Here is a 19,999-nt window from a genome sequence, read left to right as displayed (position 1 = left end):
ACGAATGGTGACGCAGAAGTCGCGCGAACCGCTGGATTTGGGGCGGCTCGAAGCTCTCGAGCCCCTCGGTCTCGAGCCGGGCATCATCGTCTGGGAGCGCTTTTGCGTCGTCGACAAGGTCCGCTTTGCGAGCCCGCTGTGGAGCGTCCAGGTCACGGACCTGTCCCGGGAGTTCGGTCGCTCGCCCCATCACCGCGTGGTGCTGCAATTCCTCCCGGTCAGCGATCGCGGACGCGAGCGGATCCACCGGGCGGTGAGCGCTGACGAGCAGGTCCAGCCGCGGGTGCGCGCGACCGTGGATCTGCCCGGGGGGGTCATGCTCGTTCACGAGCCCGTCGATGGCGAGCACCTCGGGGCGCTGCTCCCGGTCCGTGAGGCTCGTGCTCTCGCCCTGGCGCTATCGGGACTGTTGGTTCGTCTACACGAGGCCAAGGTCCGCGGCCTCGAGCTGCGCCTGGCGGATCTGCGCCAGAGCGAGGGGCGCCTGCGCCTGGAGGGCTTCGATCACCTGCTGGGCTCAGGCTCGCGCGAGGATGACCTCGCCGCCGTCCTGGCGCTGCTGCGTCGCGCCGCCGCCTCGCACCTCGGCGGGCTGCTCGAGCCGCCGCCGCGGACCGCCGCCGAGCTGTGGGGGCGCGCGCGCGCGCTGAGCCCGGGGCGCGTCGAGGGCCCGGTCATCCCCCTGAGCCAGCACCCGCCCTTCGTCGGCCGCCGTCGCGCTCGCCAGGCCCTCGAGCAGTCCTTCAACGACGCGCTCATCGCCCGCTCCTCGGTGACCTTGGTGTGCGGCGAGCAGGGCGTGGGCAAGAGCCGGCTGCTCGAGGAGTTCGCCAGCTGGCTGCGCTCGGAGGACCGCGCGCTGGTCTTGCGTGGCGAGTATCTGCGCGGCTGCGGCGAGAGCCGCGGAGGCCTGATGGGCGCGCTCGGGCGCCTGCCCGAGGCCCTCGCCGGCTGCCCGCCCGAGGTCGGCGAGCGCATCCGCGAGCGCCTCGCGCGGCGCGAGGGCGCGCTCGCCGGGGTGCTGGTCAGCTACGCGCCGGCCCTCGCCGAGCTCCTCGGCCAGCCCAGCGCGCCGCCGACCCTCGAGTTCGAAGAGGGCTTCTCGCGCCACGCCGCGGCGATCGCCGAGGGCGTGCGCTGCATCGGCTCGCAGGGGCGCCCGCTGGTCGTGCTCCTCGACAACCTCCAGCTCGCCGACCGCGGCTCCCAGGCCGTGCTCCGCCGCCTGCTCCTCGACGATCGCAGCCACCACACGATGATCGTCGCCGGCCTGTGCGGCCCCGCGCCCGCGGGCCTGTCCGACGGCCCCGAAGACGGCCCGTGGAGCCCCCAGCGCGACCCGCAGCTGCTCCTGCGGCGGATCAGCCTCGAGAGCCTGACGGTCGCCGAGCTCGAGCGCTTGCTGATCGCCGGCCTGCCGGGACCGGTGTCCGCCTCGCAGGAGGTCGCCGAGGTCCTGCACGAGACCAGCAAGGGCAACCCCCTCGTCGCCTGGGCCACGCTGCAGTCGTGGATCGATCGCCAGGTCCTGGTCCGCGGCGAGTCCGAGCAGTGGAGCCTGCGCAGGCGCAAGGTCGCCGGCTCGAGCCCGGGCGAGGTCTTCGCTCAGCGCGTCGACGATGCCTCCCTCGACGAGCGCTGGCTCGCCCTGCTCGCGGCGGTCGCCGGCGGGCACGTCGACGAGGCGTGGTTCCAGCGCGTCTCGGGCTGGGACGCGCGGCGCGTGGCCGCGGCGGTCGCCGGCCTCGAGGGCCACGGCCTGATGGGCAAGGTCGGCGAGGCCAGCTTGCGCTTCCCCCACGAGCTCGTCCGCGAGCAGCTGCTCGCGCGCACCCCCGCCGGGGAGATCCGCCGGGCGCACCGCGAGATCGCCAATTGGCTGGCCTCCCTCGGCCCGCGAGTCAGCGCCGCGCGGCTCGCCTATCACACCGATCGCGCCCTCGGACAGGAGTCGCACAACGACCCCAAGCTCGCCGAGATGCACCTCGCGGCCGGGCGAGAGATGCTCGGGGTCTACGATCTCGAGCGCTCGGGCTGGCACTTCACCCGCGCCCTCGTCGAGCGAGGCAAGGGCGACAGCCGCCTGGCCGCGGTCGAGGGCGCCGCCGACGTGGCGCTGCTCGGTGGCAAGTGCGAGGAGGCGGCGCAGCTCTACGCCGAGGCCGTCGTCGGCGCGGACGATCCCCTGGTCGCCAGCCGGATCGCAGCCAAGGCCGTGCACGGCCTGTTTCGCCGCTCGGCCGCCGGCGAGGCCGCGAACATCGGCCGGCTGGCGCTGGCGCGGGCAGATCGGCCGTTGCCGGAGGGTGAACTGCGCCAGGTCCTGGCGCTCGCGCGGGCGCGGGCGCAGCTGCGATTCTCGGGCCCGCGCGACGAGGTCGAGGACTCGCTGGCCGAGCAGCTGTGCTGGCTCTACACGCGCCTGGCCATGGTCCTGGTGCTCCCGGATCGGCGCAGCGCCACGCTGTGCATGCTCAGAGCGCTCCGCCTGGCCCGCGGCCACCAGAGCCCGGCCGCGGCCGGGGTGCTCGCGATTCACGGGGCCTCCAAGGTCATCGAGGGCGAGCTCGGCGAGGGCCGGGCCGAGCTCGACGAGGCCACGCGCCTGGCCGAGGTCACCGGCAGCGACTGGGCGCGGGGCGTGGTCGCGCACATCCGCGGTCACATGATCGAGCTGGCCAGCGGCAACTACGAGCACGGCCTGGTCTCCCTGGATCAGTCCGTGATGTATTTTCGTCGCACCGGCGACCTGTCGATCGCCGTGTCGAGCATGTTCTTCAAGGTCGTCTACGGGCGCAGCCGCGAGCCGCTGATCGTGCTCCACGGCTGGCTCGACGAGGCCACGTCTTTGGCCGAGAACCAAGGCGACGTCGTGCTCGAGCTCGGCATCGAGGCCCTGCGCCTGCTGCTGCGCGCGCGCGCCGGGGCGCGCAACATCGTCGAGGCCGCGGGCAGCCTGGCGGCGCGGCTCAACGCCCAGAAGATGATCAGCTTCGAGGGCTACCTGCCCCACGCTCACCTCGCGCTCGCGCTGCTCGAGGTCGGCGAGACCGCGCGGGCGCGCGAGCAGATCGAGCAGGCCTTCAGCCGCATGGTCGAGCGCGACAAGATGCCCGAGTACGGCTACGAGCTGTGGCTGGCGATCGCCTTGGTGCTGGTCCGCACCCGGGCCGCGCGCGAGGACGACCGCCGCATCGATCGCGCGCTGCGGGCCCTCGAGCGCGGCGCCCGTCGATCCCCGCGCCTGGTCGCCTTCGTGCAGCTGATCCGCATGCGCCGGGCCGTGGCCGCGGGCCGCCGGGATCGCGCGAGCGCAGCCGCGGCCGCGCTGATCGCCGGGCTGAGCGAGCACGGCCAGATCTACGAGGTCCACGAGGCCCACCGCACCCTCGGCGAGCTGCTGCGGGGCAGCGACGTGCTCGCGGCTCGGGAGCACGTCGGCCTGGCGCAGGAGCTCGCGGATCAGCTCGGCCTCGAGCAGGGTCGCCAGGCCGAGCGCGAGGCCGCCGAGGAGCTCGACGCGCCCAAGCCCCGGCCGCGCGAGCGCAGCAGCCGGGCGCACAGCGCCGCCTACCTGCGCGCCGTGGCTCGCAACGCCATCGTCGAGGTCGCCGAGGTGCTCGAGGGCTCGCGCCCCGTGTTGCTCGAGACCGTGGGCAACGTGCCGTGGATCTACCTGCGCGCCGAGCCCGAGCTGCGCGTCCACGGTGAGCTCGTCGAGCTCCAGTCGCTGCTCGTGCACCTGGCCTTGTGCGCCCGCGACAGCGTCAGCGAGCCCGAGCAGCTGCGCGCCGTCGGCAACCTCGAGGAGCTCGACGAGTCGCGCGCGGCCAAGATCCCCGGCGCCCTGCCAGGTCCCTGGGGGCGGATCGCCGTGTCCGTCGTCGACGCCAGCGAAGAGGGCATCCGCGGCGTCACGGGGGGCGTCAGCGCCTGCCGACAGGTCGCCATGCGCATGGGCGGCTTCCTCGAGGTCGAGCGCAGCGACGAGTCTTTGACCCTCGCCGTCTACCTGCCCCTCGAGCAGCACGCCGGCGCGCGCAGCAGCGAAGACGACGAGGTCGAGGCCAAGGCCAGCGTGTTCGTGCTCCACCCCGACCCGCTGATCCGCGAGACCCTCGCCGGCGCCGTCTCGCGCCTGGGCTACGAGGTCTCGAGCGCCGACCCGGACGAGGTCGACCTGCGCGAGCTCCCCGAGGTCGGCGTGCTCTTCTCCGACGGAGAGATCCTCGTCGACTACCTGTCCTTGCTGCCCGCGATCCCGACCCTGGTCGAGATCGGCAACCGCGGCGTCCGCAAGGCCAAGGACTTCCCGCTGCTGCGCGTGCCCTTCGCCCTCGGCGAGCTCCGTCGTCACCTCGAGGGTCGCTGAGCCCGCAAAGCTCGCGCTAGTGTGCGCGGCAGAGGACTTGAAGGGCCCCAGGCTTGGAGCACCGGCCGCTGACTTCGTTGCTCGTCAGTCATTTGTGCCCGACAAACTCCCTCCTCGCGCCTCGTCAGCAACCGGCGGTCCGGCGCCTGGGACCCTTCAAGTCCTCTGCCGCGCACACTAGTAGCGTCGGCGACGCGAGCGCCCCCGACGCTGCCGGCGCGCTTGCCTCGACCGAGAGCCGACTTAGGCTTCCGTCCGTGGACCGACCCATGTTCAGAAAGCCCACGCCCGAGGACCAGCGCGACCGCTGGTCTTGGCACCTCGGGCGGATCTTTGGCATCCCCACCCGCATTCACGCCAGCTTCGCCCTGGTCTTGTTGTGGATCGGGCTGACGACCTGGCGCAGCGCCCACTCGGGCTGGGCCGTGCTCTTCGGCGTCGCCTTCGCCCTGGCGGTCTTCACCTGCGTCTTGCTCCACGAGTTTGGCCACGCCCTGGTCGCCCGGCGCTTTGGCATCGAGACCCGGCGCATCACCTTGCTGCCCATCGGCGGCGTCGCCGAGCTCGAGCGCGTCCCCGAAGAGCCCCGCGCCGAGCTGTGGATCGCCATCGCCGGCCCGGCCGTGAACCTGGGGATCGCAGCCATCCTCGCCCTCGTCGCCGTCGCCACCGGCGTCTTGTCCGGCGGAGGCCTGCTCGCCGTCGTCCTCGAGGGCCTGCTGTGGGCCAACTTGATGCTCGCCCTCTTCAACCTCGTCCCCGCCTTCCCCATGGACGGCGGCCGCGTGTTCCGAGCCTGGATGCAGCGTCGTCACGGCCGCGTCCGCGCCACCGAGATGGCCGCCAAGCTCGGCACCGTCTTCGCCGTCGCCTTCGGCCTGTGGGGCCTCATTGGGGGTAACTACGTGCTCGCCCTGGTCGCCGTCTTCGTCTACTTCGCCGCCCGCCGCGAGCTCTCCATGGTCCGCTACCAGGCCGCCTGGGAAGCCCAACGCGCGGCCGCGGCAGGCTGGGCCCCCGACCCCCAACGAGGCTGGCCCAACCAGTCCACCAGCGGCCCCGGCCACCCCTCGGCCCAAGACCCCACCGCCCCGAGGGTCGTCTTCATCCGTCGCCGCTGACCCTCCCAACACGCGGCCAATCAAAGACCGGTCGAGCCGCGAGGCTCGCCCGGTCTTTGTTCATGCCCAACCTTCCAAGGCCCACCGCCGCCTCACGGAGAAGGAAGACAACCTTCCCTTCCCAAGGCCCACCGCCCCCTCACGAAGAAGGAAGACGACCTTCCCTTCCCAAGGGCCACCGCCCCCCCACGGAGACGAGACCCCCATGGGGGGTCACCACGTGCGGTCTCAAACTACATGCCCCAGCCCATCCCCCTCGCAGAGGGGGCGTTCGCCCGCGGAGCGGGCGGACGTGCATGGCCCCAGTTGCTGACGCACCGAGGGGGGTACTAAAGCCTGAGCTCGCCAAGCCCGCGGCGCTGAAACTCCCGCCGCAGCTTCGCGAGCCCGCGCTGCTGAAGCTGACGGATCCGCTCCCGCGAGAGCGAGTGCAGCTCCCCCAGCTCGCGCAGGGTCATCGGTTCGAACTCCTCGCTCGGCCGCGAGCCCAGCCCGTAGCGCCGACAGAGGATGTCGACCTCGATCGGGTCGAGAGTCGACAGCGCGTCGCGCAGGTGCGAGGCGAGGTTCTCGAGCTCGACGTGGGCGGAGATCGAGGGCGTGCTCGCGTCCTCGAGGCGATCGAGCATGCCGCGAGAGTCGTCGTCGCTGCTCGGGGCGTCGAGGCTCACGGGGCTGGTCAGGGTCAGCTTGCTGAGCTTGCGGACCCGGGCCTTGCTCAGGCCGGTGGCCTTGGCGAGCGCGTTGATGTCGGGGAGCTCGCCGCTGCGGACCTCGAGCTCGCGGGTGGCTCGCTGGAGGCGCTGGATGTCGGCGGACACGTGCGCGGGCAGGCGGACGACGCGGCCCTTGTTGGCCAGGGCGCGGTTGATCGCGTGACGGATCCACCACGTGGCGTAGGTCGAGAACCGGTAGCCGCGGCTGCCGTCGAAGCGATCGACCGCCTTGATCAGGCCGAGGTTGCCCTCCTGGATCAGGTCGGGCAGCGACATCAGGCGCTGGTCGTAGCGCCGCGCGATGGTCACGACGAGGCGGAGGTTGGCCTTGACGAATTCGTTCTTCCCCCAGCACAGCGCCTGACGACAGCTGCGGACGCGCTGCACGTAGCTGGCGAAGGGTCGGCTGCCCCGCGGCGGGTGGGCGACGCTGATGCGCACGCCCTCGCGGCGGTTGGCTTCGATCGCGTCGAGGTCCGCGGCGATCGGATCGCTGTACTGTCCGTCGCGGTCGAGCTCGCCGAGCAAGTTGGCGAGGTGCTCGCGATCTTGATCGAAGATCTTGCGGTTCGACTTGGTCTCGCGGTCGCGGTAGGCCCGAGCGCTGCGCCGCAGCGTGTCGAAGCCCTCGCTGGGCAGATCGTCGACGTTGTCGGCGACCATCGCTTGCTCGACGACGTCGACAATCGCCGAGGCGAAGGGCGGGTAGCCGAGCAGCGCTCGCCAGTAACGGCGGCGGCAGTCTGCGATGCGAGCGGACAGAGCCTGCTCCTCTTCGGCGCTGAGGATCTCGACTTTCGAGAGCTCGCCGAGGTAGGCGCGCATGCTGGTCCGCGAGTTGCGAGCGGTCGAAGCAGCTTGCTTCGTCTGGACATCCTTGTTGCGTTCGGTCGTCGACATGACTTGACCTTCCTTGGTGGGGCCCTTCCGTGGGCGGCGGCGGAGCACTGAGGAACTTCCAGTGTCAGTGCATTTTTACCGTACCAGTTCATGTCCTGGCGATGCAATATAGATTACAGAAAAAATAGTTGCGCGGATTACAGCATTGAAAACAACGTTTAAAGCGCACCTCTGCCAGGCAGAAGTGCGCTTCACACGATGTCAGGTTTTATATGTGAGGTGCCGATCGCGCAGTCTGGTAGAGATCTCCTATCCCGCGCTCAGGGCGCATTACCATCCTCCGCCGTCCGGCGCGCTAGCAGCCGGGGCCTTCGCAGACGCCGTCGACGTAGCAGTACCTGCTGGACGGCTTGCCCTTGGTCTTGCCGGGGCAGTCGCTCGAGCAGGCGGTGGTCTGATAGCGCCCGTCGCAGCTCTCGCCGACATCGCAGACGCCGTCGCCACAGCTGGACTCGCCGCCCCCGTCGTCGCTGCCCCCGTCGTCGCTGCCCCCGTCGTCGCCACCGATGAAGTCGTTGATCCAGCTGTCGTAGGCCGAGACGTTGGTGCTCACGCCGTACTCGATGCAGGCGGAGTCGCCGTAGGAGGTGATGCCCGCGACGTAGGTGCTGCCGTTGCGCTCGATGAACGCCGGGCCGCCGCTGTCGCCGTTACACGGCCCGAAGTTGGGGTCGCCGTCCTGGACGTAGGCGATCTTCGTGGACGAGACCTCGGAGATCGGGACCTCGGCGTGGAGCTTCACGCCGTACTCGGTCTTGGCGAGGTTGGAGTAGCCGAAGCCGACGTGGTCGAGGATCGTGCCGACGTCGCTGCTGGTCACGCCCTGGGCCGCGGGCAGGTGGGGGATCGGCGTGACGTCGGTGTTGGGGCTGGCCAGGCGCAGCAGGCAGATGTCGTTGTTGAGCTGAGCGCTGTTGTAGCTGGGGTGCATCAGCATCTCGGACAGCAAGAAGAGATCGCCGGTCCACGAGGTGCCGTCGTGGGCAGGGCCCTCGCCGAAGTAGACGAGGGCTCCGTTGGCCGACATGCCGTCACAGCAGTGCGCCGCGGTCATCACGACCTCGTCGCTGATCAGCGTGCCCGAGCAAAAGGGGCTGGCCGAGGCCGAGCTCTGGGCGGGGTAGTAAGCGTGGATGCCGACGGTGGCCTCGTACTCGGTGACGTTGCTGGTCGCGGGGTCGCCGTTGATGATGCGCAGGTCGCCATCTTCGATCGTGTCCGCGTCGTCGACGCAGGCGACGGCGGTACCGGCGGTGAGGGCGAAGAGGGCAGCGAAGATCACTCGGGTCGGGCGGTTTTGCATGAGCTTGGGGTTCTCCTGTTACGGGTTAGCCGACCGTGTGTACGTCGTGTTTTTCAAAGCCGGCGGGCTTTTTTTCATCGCGACGTTTGAACACTTTTCCTCACAACTGTCCTCACGTGCATACGAGTGTTCTTTCGACCAATGCGAAGTCATGAAAACGCGCCTCCACGCGAATGCGTGAAGGCGCGCTTTCACTCGATGCGAAACGAATTTTTTTCTACTGCGGGTTGGCCTGGCAGGCCTGGACGATCACATCGACCGCGCTCTGAAAGAAGGGCACGTAGTCGTCGTCACAGCTCGGACCGTGCAGGCCCTGGTCGCCGAAGTTGTTGATGAATTCGAGCCAGTGGTCGCCGGCGCCCTCGGTGAACGAGCAGTTGTTGTCCTCGAAGGGCGCGAGGCCGAGCACGACGATGCGGTCGAGGTCGCCGCCCTTGGCCGCGAGCACCTGCTCGAAGGCCTCGCTCGGCGAGTTGACCTCGTTGTTGCCGTCGTCGTCGCTGATGAAGGTGACCACGAGGATCGCGTCGTCGCGCAAGAAGCCCTCGTTGCAGCCGCCGGCGGTGTTGAGGGGATCGCTGACCGCCTGGACGAGGGCGTCGAGGGGGCGCTCGCTGGGGAAGCCGGCGAGGCCGACGTGGGCCATGCAGTCGAAGGTGTCGACCTTGTCGGGCTCGTCCTCGACGATGTAGCGGTTGCCGCCAAAGGGATCGCAGAACATGTTGCTCGCGCCCTGGCCCGCGGGCTTGACCACGCCGGCGCCGAGGGTGACGTCGCAGTCCTCGAGCTCGAGGGTGCAGGCGTAGGAGTCGGCGCCCTCGCAGGTCTCGTGCAGGTTGTCCGGGTTGGCGCAGTTGCCCGGCGAGCACCAGCCGATCAGGTCGGTGTCGGTGACCAGGATGTGGTCGTCGGTGTCGAGGCTGTCTTCAATGGCCTCGATGAACCCGGGGAAGGCGGCGGTCAGGGCCTCCTGCTCGGGGAGCATGGAGATCGAGTTGTCGATCACGAACAGGAAGTCGACCTTGTTGCAAAAGTCCTGGTCGGTGTCGGTCGACCCGTTCGTGGTCGAGCCCGAGCTGTCTTCGTCGGCGGTCTCGCCGTCCATGGAGGTGGAGCCGCTCTCGTCATCGGCGGTCTCGCCGTCCATGGAGGTGGAGCCGCTCTCGTCATCGGCGGTCTCGCCGTCCATGGAGGTGGAGCCGCTCTCATCATCGGCGGTCCCGTCGTCCATGGAGGTGGAGCTGTCCATGGTCCCGCTGCCCTGCTCGCCGGAGCCGTCCTGGTCTCCGACCTCGTCCATGGTCCCGCTGGCGCTCGCGGTCTCGCTGTCGCTCTCACCGCTGCCGTCACCGTCGGCCGCGCTGTCGCCACAGCCAAAGGCGAGGCCACCGAGGGCGAGGGTCATCAATTGCAATTTCAGTCCTGCGTGCACCGACCCATCCTAATCTGCCAGCGCACGTTTTACAGCTGTCGAAACCATCGTGGATGGCGCACCAGCGTGTCATTTGGTTCGCGAGCTTTGGCTGAATTGGATGGCGGTACCCTGACCTCGCGGCGGGGTACGGTAGGGATCTCGCTCAGTCACCGAGCTCGAGCAGCGCGCGATCGAGAAGCTCGCAGATCGCCTCGGCCTCGTGTTCGCGCAGGCACAGCGGCGGGCAGACGAAGGCCAGCGGTCCGCGCTGTGGCAGGTATGCGCCCAGGGACCAGGCGCGCGCGGACAGCTCGCTCGCGTCGCGGTCGAGCTCGAGGGCGCGCATCAGCCCGAGGCCGCGATGGCCAGTGACGTGGGCGTGACGCTCGACGAATTCATCGAAGCGCCGCGCGAACACCTGGCCGACGCGCTCGGCGTTTTGGGGCAGGCCCTCGCGCTCGAGCACCTCGATGCTGCCCACGGCGGCGGCGCAGCTGATCGGGTGGGCGTAGTGGGTCAGGCCGCACCACAGCACCTCGTCGTCGAAGCGCGCGGCCAGGGCGTCGCTGACGAGCACGCCCGCGAGCGGGGCATAGCCCGAGCTCAGGCCCTTGCCGACGGTCATCAGGTCGGGGCGCACGCCCCAGTGCTCGCGGGCGAACCATCGCCCGGTGCGCCCGAAGCCCGAGAAGATCTCGTCGTCGATCAGCAAGATCCCATGGCGGTCACAAAGCGCGCGCACCCCCGGCCAGAAGTCCGCGGGCGGGTGCTGCATGCCGTTGGTCCCGGTGAAGCCCTCGAGCAAGATCGCGGCGATGCTCTCCCCGCCCTCGCGCTCGATCACCGCCTCGGCGCTGGCCAGCCAGTCCGAGGGCTGCTCGCCGGCGGCCTGGCGCGCGGGGTAGGGATCCTCGATGTGCAGCGCCGGGCGCATGGTCGCGGTGAAGGGCTGCTTGCGCATGTCCCCGGCGACCTCGAGCACGGCCAAGGTCGCGCCGTGGTAGCTGTTGCGCCGGGTGATGACCTTGGTCCGCCCGGTCAGCAGGCGGGCGAGCTTGATGGCGTTCTCGACGGCCTCGGACCCGCCGGTGGTCAAGAAGGCCTTGGCCATGCCGGTCTTTTGCGCGAGCAGCTCGCCGAGCTCGGCGCGGATCGGCAGCACCGCCGCCGGGGCGCAGGCGGGCAGGGCCTGGATCTGCGCGATCATCCGCTGCTGGATGTGGGGGTGCTTGTGCCCGGCGTTGACGTTGTAGACCTGGCTCTCGAGGTCCCAGACCCAGCCCTTGCCGGCGACCTCGAAGCGCGCCCCGGCGGCGTCGGTGATCTCGAGGCCCTTGGCCCCGCGCTGCGCCGACCAGGTGAAGAAGAGGTGGGCGCGCTGGCGCTCGAGCAGCGAGGTCGAGGCGGGGTCGTGGTCGTGGTCGTGGGTCATGGCGGTGGTTCGAGGGCGGGGAAGCGGATCCACTCGAGCGGGTCGCCGGCGCGGCGGCGCAGGCAGGCGCGGCCGCTGGCGAGCTCGACGGCGAACAGGGTCTCGGCGCGGCGCCGCGGCGCGCTGGCGAAGGCGGCCTCCTCCACGGCGTCGAAGAAGTCGAGCACGCCCGCGAGGGTCTCGGGGCGGCGCTGGACGTAGAGCGTGGAGGCGAGCTCGAGGCGGCGGAAGCTCTCGGGGCTGCGCGGCCGGGCCTCGCGCTGACGCAAGGAAGGATCGAAGCAGTGGTTGACGTGGACGTGGCCGGTCTTGGGCCCGACGCGGGTCAAGATCCGCGCGCCGCCGAGGTGCTCGAAGCCCAAGAAGGTGTGGCCGTCGGCGAGCATCCAGCAGCGCCCGTCGACGAGATCGAGCGTCTCGATGCTGGCGCGCGCGGCCGCGAGCGAGTCGGCCGCGAGCAGGGCGTCGAGCACGGCCGAGCCGGGCAGGCCGGGGCCGGGGGCGGCGGGGCGCAGGTGCAAGCTGGTCAGCGCGGCCCCGCCTCGGGTGACGCCCGCGAGGCCGAGGCTCCCGGGCACGGCCAGGCGCCAGCCGCCGTGGTCGAGGGCGCGCAGCTCGATGTGCTCGGCGAAGGCGGGCTCGAGCTGCCAGGCGCCGGCGAGCACCGGACCGTCGGGGCCGGCGACGTACAGCGAGAGCCCGCGCTCGTGCTCGCCGCCGACGAGGGTCTCGACCACGCCGCCGTCGAGGGCGAGCAGGGCGTGGGCCGGCAGGTCGCAGGCCGCGGCCCAGCTCGCCAGGGCGTCGGCTTGCTCGGGCAGCTGCGCGCGGACGCGGGCAAAGAAGGGCGCGAGCGCGTCGAGCTCGACGCCGCCCTCGCGCAGCTGCGCGAGGCGGCCAGCGACGAGCTCGCGGGTCTGCTCTTCCACGCCCACGGGGTCGTCCAGGCCGTCCTCGAGCTCGGGCTCGGGGTGCAGCTCAGGCACTCGTCAGAGCCGCCTTCAAGGCCGCGCGCACGGGCCCGCGCAGGCTCGGGGCCTCGACGTCGAGGCGGGGGACGAAGACCAGGGTGCCCGGGGCGCCGACGCCCACGCGCACGCCCTGCTCGAGGCAGCGCGCCTGCACGGCCAGGGCGCGCGCCGCCTTGTCGGGGTCGTCGCTGGGGCCGAGGTCGAGGGTGCGGTAGAGCCCGCGGCCCCCGATGCGCGCGCCTTCGCCGGCCCAGCTGGCGGCCTCGACCACGAGGTCGTCGAGGGCGTCGATGGCCAGGGCGAGGTCGAGGCGATGGGCCGCGCGCAGGTGCTCGTGGGTGCGGATCATCGACAGCTCGTCGCCGTCCCAGGTCGAGATCAGCTGCAAGGGCGCGCCGATCCACCAGCGCGAGTCCACGAAGATCTGCCCGAGCTGGCCGCCCGGGTACCACAGCACCATGTTGGGCAAGAAGGCCTTGGGCAGGGCGTCGAGGCCCCACGGCCCGGCGCCGCTGCGGTAGCCGCCGGTGGCGGTCTCGACCACGACCAGGGGCAGGCCGTGGGCGTCGCAGGCCTTGCGCAGGGCCTGGGCGGCGGCGCCCTCGAGCACCCGCCCGGAGCGCTCGCCGACGAGCTCGACGTAGACGCCGATGATCGCCTCGGCGCCGCGGCTGGCGATCAGCGCCTCGAGGGCCGCGAGCGTGGCCTCGACGCCGGCCTGCTCCGGGTGGGGCAGGCGCGGCCAGTCGAAGAGGGCGAAGCGCGGGCCGAAGCCGGCGGGGTCCGAGAGCGAGCGCGCGGCCGCGGTGTTGTGGCCGAGGTAGCCGCCCTCGAGGCCGATGGCGAGGGTCGCCTGCGGCCGGCTCATCTTCAGGCAGCGCAGCGACTTGTCGACGAGCTCGTCGCGGGAGCTCGTGGTGTAGAGGTGGGCGGTGCCGCGGGGGAGGATCGCCCGCAGGTGCTCGGCGTAGTGGACCGAGTCGAGGGTCGCCCAGTTGCTCATGTTGAGCCGCGAGGCCGTCGGTCCGACGAGCTCGCGGGTGGCCATGAAGCTCGGGCGCGGGCCGAAGGGGGCCTGGATGCCCGCCGAGAGATCGTGGCCGCGGGCGTGCTTCTTGGTCAGGCGCGGGGCGTGCAGGGGCACGCGGTAGTACTCGGCCTGGGCGTCGCCGCCGTACTGGCCGTCGAGGATCATCGCCGGGTAGGCGCCGATCGAGCGGTTGAGCCCGGCCATCTCCTCGGTCGCGCCGATCTTGTTGCGCCCGGTGATGAAGTCGTAGCCGGCGGCCCGGGCCCACTCGACCTGGGCGCGCTTGAGCTGGCGGCCGATGCCGCGCCCGCGGGCGTCCTCGGCCACGGTCAGGTCCGCGGCGTAGAAGCCCAGGCCCTCACCGCGCTGCTCGTCGCGGTCCGGCCCGGGCACGTCGGCGTAGCGCTCGAGTGGCCCGCCGAAGCAAAACCCGAGCAGCGCGTCGGTCTCGACGTCGCGGGCGACCAGGCCCACGCCGTAGCGCGCCGCCTCGCGCAGGAAGTCCTCGCTGTCGGCCCGCTCGGCCTCGTAGGCCTGCTGCTCGACGGCCATGATCTCGGCCCAGTCGCCCTCTTCGACCTCGCGGATCTCCACGCGCCGCGCTCGCTTGCGCGTGCCGCCTTCCTTGACCAGGGCCGGGGCCGTGGGGTCGTCGAGGCGGCGCAGGGCCTCGGCGATCCGCGCGAAGAGATCGTCGAGGTGGCGCTGCTCCCAGCACGCGGCCAGGCGAAAGCGCATGGTCTTCTCGCCCGCGTGGTAGACCATCATGCCCCGGGCGAAGCGCTGGTTGATGAAGGCCTCGCGGTGGCCGGCCGTGGGCAGGTCGAAGGCGAAGGCCGAGCCGGCCACGCGCAGGTTCGAGACCAGGGCGGGGAAGGCCGCGGCCAGGCCGTCGAGGTGCAGGCGGATCGGGCCCTCGAGCTCGGCCTGGTCCTCGGCCTGCTCGGCGTGGATCAGCCCGCGCAGGGCCGAGGCCACGTTGACCGGCGTGGGCTCGGGGTCGGCCCAGCGCGAGAGCACCACGCCGAGCCCGGCCTTCTTGGCGCAGGTCAGCACGTCGGGCGCGGTCTCGGGCGTCTCGCCCAGGCCCAGGTGCTTCCACCAGAAGAACTGGCCGCTGGTCCCGAAGCCGGTCTGGACCTCGTCGACGACCAACGCCAGGCCGTGGGCCGCGCTCAGCTCGCGCACGCCGAGCAGGAATTCGCGGGTCAGGTGGATGTCGCCGCCCTCGGCCATCATCGGCTCGATGATCACGGCGTAGAGCTCGTCGGCGCGCTCGTCCAAGGTCGCGCGCAGGGCCGCGAGGTCGCGGGGGCAAAACACGGCCTCGTAGCCCGGCAGGTCCACGCCCTTGCGCTTGGCCGGGTTCGAGGTCGCGGCCAGGCTGGCGAAGGTCCGCCCGTGGAAGCTGCCCTCGAAGGCGAGCACGCGCCTGCGCTCGCCGCCCTCGGCCGAGGCGGGCGCGTGCAGCCGGGCGAGGCGCAGGGCCTTCTCGTTGGCCTCGGCTCCGCCGGCGCCCACGAAGGTCACGTGGTCGAGGCCGGCGGGGGCCTTGGATTTGACGAGCGCCGCGTAGGCCTCGAGCTCGGGCTGCTCGCCGACGGTGCTGTCGGGGTTGGCCCACAAGCTGCGATCGAAGCGGCCCTGGTGCAGCCCGCGGAGCACACCCGGGTGGGCGAAGCCGTGGGTCAAGGTCGCGATCTGGCTGCACGCGTCGAGCAAGACCATGGGCGCGTCGTCGATCGACACCAGGTAGGGTCCGCTGCATCGCCGGGTGTCGATGACCAGCGCCTTCTTCTCCCGGGGTACGAGCTCGCCGTGGTAGAGGCGCTCGAGCAGGGCCTCGGAGCGGGGCAGGGCCCCACCTTCGGGGATGCGCACGCGGGCCGTCTCACGGCGGATGGGCGCGTCTGGCGCGGGGGCCTCCTCGCGCTGGTGCAGCTCGAGGAGCTCGAGGGCTCGGGAATGCTCTCGGTCGTGGGTCACCGCCCCAGTGTAGCGACCCGCCCCGAGCGACGAACAGGCCGCGATTGCTCAGCCGCAGGGATCGCGGGGGGTCCAAGCGGGCCGGCGAGCCAGCGTGAGCTCACCTACTCGGGCGGTGTGAGCTGGGCGCGCGGGCGGCTGCGCTTCGCCGATCGCGGGGGCCTTGCTAGAGTCCGCCCATGGCTCGCCTAGACCTACGCGCCGCCTTCTATGGGGGGCCGGGGTTCACCCTCTACCACGCCTGGGGCCCGAATTCGGCGCTGCCCCTGAGCCCGCACTTCCACGACGAATACCTGATCTGCGCCCAGCTGCGCGGCGACGAGGAGTGTCAGGTGGGCGGGAAGACCGAGCACTTCCAGGCCGGCGACGTGGTGCTGATCAACCCCCAGCAGGTGCACACCGGCAACCAGACCGGCAACCAGGAACTCGAGTACCTCAGCCTCTACGTCGATCGCGCCTTCGTCGAGGGCCTGGCCCGGGAGCTGGGGGCGCCCACGCGCAGCCCCGAGTTCACCGTGGTCAAGGCCGACCACGACGGCCGCCTGGTCGACGGCCTGCTCGCGCTGCTGCGGGCCAGCTCCGGGAGCAGCCTCTACCCCACCCCGCGGGTGCCCCCCGACCCCGAGATCGAGCTGCCGAGCGCGGGCGACCCCGCCGCGAGCGCCGAGCAGATCGAGCTCGACGTGGCCGCCGCGCTCCAGGACGTCGTGCTGCTCGCCTTCGAAGAATTCTCCAACCTGCGCCAGCCCATGCTGCGCTCGAGCAAGCGCGTGGCTCACCGCAAGATCGCCCGCGCGCTCGAGTTCATCCACGACCTCGACGGCCGTGAGCAGGGTCCGCCCTCGGTCAGCCTCGACGAGCTCGCCGAGATCGCCGAGCTCAGCAAGTATCACTTCCTGCGCCAGTTCTCCTCGGTCGTGGGCATGACGCCCGGGGCCTACCTGCGGACCTTGAGGCTGTGCCACGCCGCCCGCAAGCTGCGGACGAGCGACGCGCCGATCCTCGAGGTCGCGCTCAGCGTGGGCTTTGCCGATCACCCCAGCTTCTCTCGCGCCTTCGCGCGGCACATGGGCATGACGCCCAGCGAGTATCAGCGCCTCGGCCCGCTGTGAGCCCCGGCGTGGGCGTGGGCGTGGGGCGGCCCGCTATGAGCCCGGGCGCCCTTCGTGGTACCCATCATGAAGCCCGGGGGTGCCCCGGCCCGCGACGATGACCGGTGACGCATCCTTGGAGCTCGATCTCGAACCGGGCGATCGCTACGACGAGTTCGAGATCGTCCGCGTGCTCGGCAAGGGCGCCTTCGCCAGGGTGTTCGAGGCGCGCAGCCCCGACTACGACGACGCCGTCGCCCTCAAGCTCTCGCGCTCGCCGATCACCAGCGAGTCCATGGCGATCCGGGCGCTGCGCGAGATCAGGATCCTCCAGAACCTTCGCAACCCCCACGTCGTGCACATCCTCGACAACGGCATGGGCCGTGACGAGCGCTGGTACATGGTGATGGAGCTGCTCCGCGGCAACACCTTGCTCGAGCTCCACGACTTCGATCGTCCGATGGAGCCGGCCCGGGCGACGCGGCTGATCTACGAGGCCTGCGTGGGCCTCGACGAGGCCCACGAGATGGGCATCGTCCACCGCGACGTCAAGCCAGAGAACCTGTTCATCTTGCGGGACAGCGGTCGGCTCAAGGTCATCGACTTCGGCCTCGCGCGGGCCTGGGACCCCGGCTCGACCATCGGCGAGAGCGCGACCGTGGGTCATATGCTGATCGGCACGCCGCACTACGCCCAGCCCGAGCAGGTCGAGTCCGGCGTGCTCGTCCCGGCCAGCGACGTCTACAGCCTGGGCATCGTGCTCTACGAGCTGCTCGCCGGGCGCATGCCGCTGTTCGCCGACGAGCCGCTCGCCGCGGTCCGCCGCCGCCTCTTCCACAGCCCGCTGGGCTGGCTCGGCGCGCACGTGCGCAACGAGCTCGTGCCCATCGATCGCTACCCGGAGGGGCAGGCGCTGCCGCGGGAGCTCGTCGACACCCTGCACTGGATGCTCGCGCGCGATCCGGAGCGCCGGCCGGCGCGAGGCTCGGTCGCCGCCGAGCACCTCGCGTGGGTGCTCCATCATCACTATGGACAATGTGTGACCGGGCTGCTTCGCACGATGCGGCCCGACGGGTCGAACCCGAGCCGCCTGTTACTGCCTGGATTGCACGCGCTCAGCAATGCGCCGGGTGCGTCGGTCGAGATCCCCGCCGCCGGCGCGGCGCGAACCTTCGCCAAGCTTCATTGGCTGGGCGTGGGCCACGAGGCCGTGCTCACGCCTCAGGAGCCCTTCGGCACAGTGTGGGTAAATGGTCACCTCCTCGAGGCGCCGGTGCGCCTCGTACCCGGGACCTACTTCGACGTGGCCGGTACTCGCATGCTGCTCGACTATCCTGCGCTCTAGGCCCAAAGTGGGGGGGCCATGTATGACTCCCAGGCGGTCCTCGATGGGTTGAGCGGCATCCCGGTGGCCTTCTTGATCATCGGCGCGGTGCTCTTCGCCGGCTTCTATGGTTACTACATCGAGAGCATCCGGCTCGGGCTGAAGCAGAGAACCTACTGCGTGCCGGTGGGCGCGAACATGTTCAACTTTGCCCACGACCTCGTGTTCGTGGCCATGTTTCGCCATTGGTTTCACGAGGTCGACCACTGGGTGTTCAAGGCTTTTTGGTGGGGCCTCGTGGTGTTCATGGCCATGGAGCTGTGCATCCACGCGCAGACCTTGCGCTACGGTCGGCGCGACCTCTTCCCCAAGCTCGGTCGCGCCCACTTCGTGCTCGCCTACCTGGGCATGCAGGCCGGCTTCGTCATCGCCTTTTTGTTCTTGCTCTCGCTGCTCCCCGGCGACGAGCTCTTCCTGGTCAAGATCAGCATCTCGGTCGCGCTCAACGCAGCCTTTGGTCTGGCATTCGTGCTGCGCCGCGAAGGCTCGAGCTCGCGGCTCCAGGCCGTGCTCTTGTTGGTCGGCGCGGTGACCATGTTCTTCGCGTTCTTGCCCCTGCTCTCCCCCTTCTTCGAGTCGGCCGTCTACCGCTCGCTCGGCGTGCTGGCGGTCAGCTGCGCCGCCATCTACCTGTGGATCGTCAGCCGCTCGCTTCAGCGCAGGCGCGCCGTGGTCAAAGCCGAGCCGGCGGGAAGCCGGGCGCGTTCGACAGACGTCAACGAAGGCCCAGCTTCGCCAGCCCGAAGCTAGGAGCCCGTGGTGAAACCCAACACGACACCTCGCTTGGTCTTTTCGCCGAGGGCTTTGTCGCCAAAACTGGCAGTACGCCCGGTACAGCGGCGTTTTGGCTTCGCGCCCTCGACGAAAAACCCGGCGCCAGGAGCTGCGCTGGGTTTCACCACGGGCTCCTAGCGCCTGGCGCGCTAGGCCACGCGCGAGCGCGCGCCTTGGGGATTTGCTACCCCGAGATCGATCCATCCCTCGTTCAACGTGGTAAGCCTGGCAAGCGCAGGCTGCCGTCCGTCCCATCCCGCGTCGCCGCCCTCCCCCTGATCATGGAGCTCACCCTCGTCCCCGGAGATCGCTACGAGGACTTCGTGATCCTGCGCGAGCTCGGCAAGGGGACCTTCGCCAAGGTCTACGCCGTGATGGCGCCGGACTATGAGGACCCCGTCGCGCTCAAGCTCTCGCGGGAGAGCGTGGTCGACGAGGCCACGGCGACTCGGGCGCTGCGCGAGGTCCGGATCCTCGAGAACCTGACCAACCCCCACGTCGTGCACATCCTCAGCCACGGCATGGGCGCGGACGACCGCTGGTACATGCTCATGGAGCTGCTGCGCGGCGACGACCTCCTGGCCGTGCATCACTTCCACGAGCCCATGGATCCGATCCGGGCCACGCGCCTGGCCTACGAGGCCTGCGTGGGCCTCGACGAGGCTCACCAGCAGGGCATCGTCCACCGCGACATCAAGCCCGAGAACCTGTGGATCTTGCCGGACGACCACCTCAAGGTCATCGACTTTGGCCTCGCGCGCGCCTGGGATCCCGGCTCGACCATGGGGATCTCGGCGACCATGGGGCACATGCTCGTGGGCACGCCCCACTACAGTCAGCCCGAGCAGGTCGCGGGTACCGAGCTGACCCCGGCGAGTGACGTCTACAGCGTGGGCATCGTGCTCTACGAGCTGCTCTCGGCGCGCATGCCCTTGTTCCCCAAGGAGCCCTGCAACGCGGTGCGCGAGCGCCTCCTCGACGAGCCGCTCGAGTGGCTCTCGGCCCACGTCAAGCGCCCCCTCGTGCCCCTGGACAAGTATCGCGACTGCCGCAAGCGCCTTCCCGCGCGGTTGATCCAGGTCGTCCACTGGATGCTGCAAAAGCACCCCGAAAAGCGCCCCCAGACGGGCGGGGCGGCAGCGCGCTCGCTAGCGTCGATCCTCCACGGTGAATTCGACACACCAGTCGCTGGGGTCATGAAAGTGCTTCACGGTGACAAGAGTCGCAGCAGCTCGCTGGTGATCCCCGGGCGTCACGTGATTGGGACCGGTGCCAAGAGTCTGGTTCAGGTCGGGAGCGACGGCAGCAACCTCGATCTCGTCAAACTCCACTGGCTGGGTCGAGGACATGACGCCGTCGTCGAGCCCGGTGCGCGAGACTCGCGGTGGTCCGTTCGCGTAAACGGACACCCGCTCGTCGGGCCTGTGAGGTTGGTTCCGGGCACCGTGCTCGACATCGGCGACGTTCGCATGGGCCTGGAGTATCCTTCCTGAGCCTCGACCGGG

General features: G+C 70.6%; 12 protein-coding genes. 6 read left to right on the top strand and 6 right to left on the bottom strand.

Features of this window, described 5'->3' with window-relative positions; all coding sequences use genetic code 11:
- The first annotated feature begins 4 nt into the window (after positions 1 to 4).
- Both G6O69_RS07345 and G6O69_RS07340 read left to right on the top strand, forming a co-directional pair.
- Entirely contained in the window at positions 5 to 4,372 is a 4,368-nt protein-coding gene (locus tag G6O69_RS07345) for an AAA family ATPase (protein ID WP_172302810.1), read from the top strand.
- Between the two features lie 269 nt (positions 4,373 to 4,641).
- Positions 4,642 to 5,493, top strand: coding sequence for a site-2 protease family protein (locus G6O69_RS07340; protein ID WP_172302809.1), 852 nt, complete (start codon positions 4,642 to 4,644; stop codon positions 5,491 to 5,493).
- A 329-nt stretch (positions 5,494 to 5,822) separates the two neighbouring features.
- On the opposite strand, the gene G6O69_RS07335 is transcribed toward G6O69_RS07340, so the two are convergent.
- The 6 genes from G6O69_RS07335 to G6O69_RS07310 form a co-directional block, all read right to left on the bottom strand.
- Positions 5,823 to 7,109, bottom strand: a complete 1,287-nt coding sequence (locus tag G6O69_RS07335) for an RNA polymerase sigma factor RpoD/SigA (protein WP_255215725.1) — start codon at positions 7,107 to 7,109, stop codon at positions 5,823 to 5,825.
- Between the two features lie 295 nt (positions 7,110 to 7,404).
- Positions 7,405 to 8,412, bottom strand: coding sequence for a trypsin-like serine protease (locus tag G6O69_RS07330; protein ID WP_172302808.1), 1,008 nt, complete (start codon positions 8,410 to 8,412; stop codon positions 7,405 to 7,407).
- A 217-nt stretch (positions 8,413 to 8,629) separates the two neighbouring features.
- The gene (locus G6O69_RS07325; protein ID WP_172302807.1) at positions 8,630 to 9,844 is read right to left on the bottom strand and encodes a hypothetical protein; all 1,215 of its coding nucleotides are present in this window, start codon (positions 9,842 to 9,844) and stop codon (positions 8,630 to 8,632) included.
- Between the two features lie 145 nt (positions 9,845 to 9,989).
- On the bottom strand, positions 9,990 to 11,258 hold the full coding sequence (locus tag G6O69_RS07320) for an aminotransferase class III-fold pyridoxal phosphate-dependent enzyme (protein WP_172302806.1): 1,269 nt from the start codon (positions 11,256 to 11,258) through the stop codon (positions 9,990 to 9,992).
- A complete protein-coding gene (locus G6O69_RS07315; RefSeq protein WP_172302805.1) occupies positions 11,255 to 12,244 on the bottom strand; it encodes a hypothetical protein in 990 nt (329 codons plus the stop codon). The genes G6O69_RS07320 and G6O69_RS07315 overlap by 4 nt, the downstream gene beginning before the upstream one ends.
- On the bottom strand, positions 12,237 to 15,245 hold the full coding sequence (locus G6O69_RS07310; protein ID WP_172302804.1) for an aminotransferase class III-fold pyridoxal phosphate-dependent enzyme: 3,009 nt from the start codon (positions 15,243 to 15,245) through the stop codon (positions 12,237 to 12,239). The genes G6O69_RS07315 and G6O69_RS07310 overlap by 8 nt, the downstream gene beginning before the upstream one ends.
- Positions 15,246 to 15,424: 179 nt before the next feature.
- Here G6O69_RS07310 and G6O69_RS07305 point away from each other — a divergent pair, with 179 nt between their 5' ends.
- The 4 genes from G6O69_RS07305 (at position 15,425) to G6O69_RS07290 (ending at position 19,987) form a co-directional block, all read left to right on the top strand.
- Positions 15,425 to 16,357 carry an AraC family transcriptional regulator gene (locus G6O69_RS07305; protein WP_172302803.1) on the top strand — a complete coding sequence of 311 codons (933 nt, stop codon included), beginning with the start codon at positions 15,425 to 15,427 and terminating at the stop codon, positions 16,355 to 16,357.
- A 97-nt stretch (positions 16,358 to 16,454) separates the two neighbouring features.
- Entirely contained in the window at positions 16,455 to 17,681 is a 1,227-nt protein-coding gene (locus G6O69_RS07300; protein WP_172302802.1) for a serine/threonine-protein kinase, read from the top strand.
- Positions 17,682 to 17,699: 18 nt separating this feature from the next.
- Positions 17,700 to 18,470, top strand: coding sequence for a hypothetical protein (locus G6O69_RS07295; RefSeq protein ID WP_172302801.1), 771 nt, complete (start codon positions 17,700 to 17,702; stop codon positions 18,468 to 18,470).
- Between the two features lie 305 nt (positions 18,471 to 18,775).
- Entirely contained in the window at positions 18,776 to 19,987 is a 1,212-nt protein-coding gene (locus G6O69_RS07290) for a serine/threonine-protein kinase (protein ID WP_172302800.1), read from the top strand.
- The last annotated feature ends 12 nt before the right edge of the window (positions 19,988 to 19,999 follow it).

This window comes from Pseudenhygromyxa sp. WMMC2535 (genome assembly GCF_011083025.2).
Note: the sequence above shows the minus strand (reverse complement) of the source record. Positions and strands in the feature narration are given on the sequence as shown.

Coding starts and splice junctions, on each gene's coding strand:
- G6O69_RS07305 (WP_172302803.1), top strand. CDS start 15,425: ATGGCTCGCCTAGACCTACGCGCCGCCTTCTATGGGGGGCCGGGGTTC.
- G6O69_RS07295 (WP_172302801.1), top strand. CDS start 17,700: ATGTATGACTCCCAGGCGGTCCTCGATGGGTTGAGCGGCATCCCGGTG.
- G6O69_RS07340 (WP_172302809.1), top strand. CDS start 4,642: ATGTTCAGAAAGCCCACGCCCGAGGACCAGCGCGACCGCTGGTCTTGG.
- G6O69_RS07300 (WP_172302802.1), top strand. CDS start 16,455: ATGACCGGTGACGCATCCTTGGAGCTCGATCTCGAACCGGGCGATCGC.
- G6O69_RS07320 (WP_172302806.1), bottom strand. CDS start 11,258: ATGACCCACGACCACGACCACGACCCCGCCTCGACCTCGCTGCTCGAG.
- G6O69_RS07345 (WP_172302810.1), top strand. CDS start 5: ATGGTGACGCAGAAGTCGCGCGAACCGCTGGATTTGGGGCGGCTCGAA.
- G6O69_RS07335 (WP_255215725.1), bottom strand. CDS start 7,109: ATGTCGACGACCGAACGCAACAAGGATGTCCAGACGAAGCAAGCTGCT.
- G6O69_RS07290 (WP_172302800.1), top strand. CDS start 18,776: ATGGAGCTCACCCTCGTCCCCGGAGATCGCTACGAGGACTTCGTGATC.
- G6O69_RS07330 (WP_172302808.1), bottom strand. CDS start 8,412: ATGCAAAACCGCCCGACCCGAGTGATCTTCGCTGCCCTCTTCGCCCTC.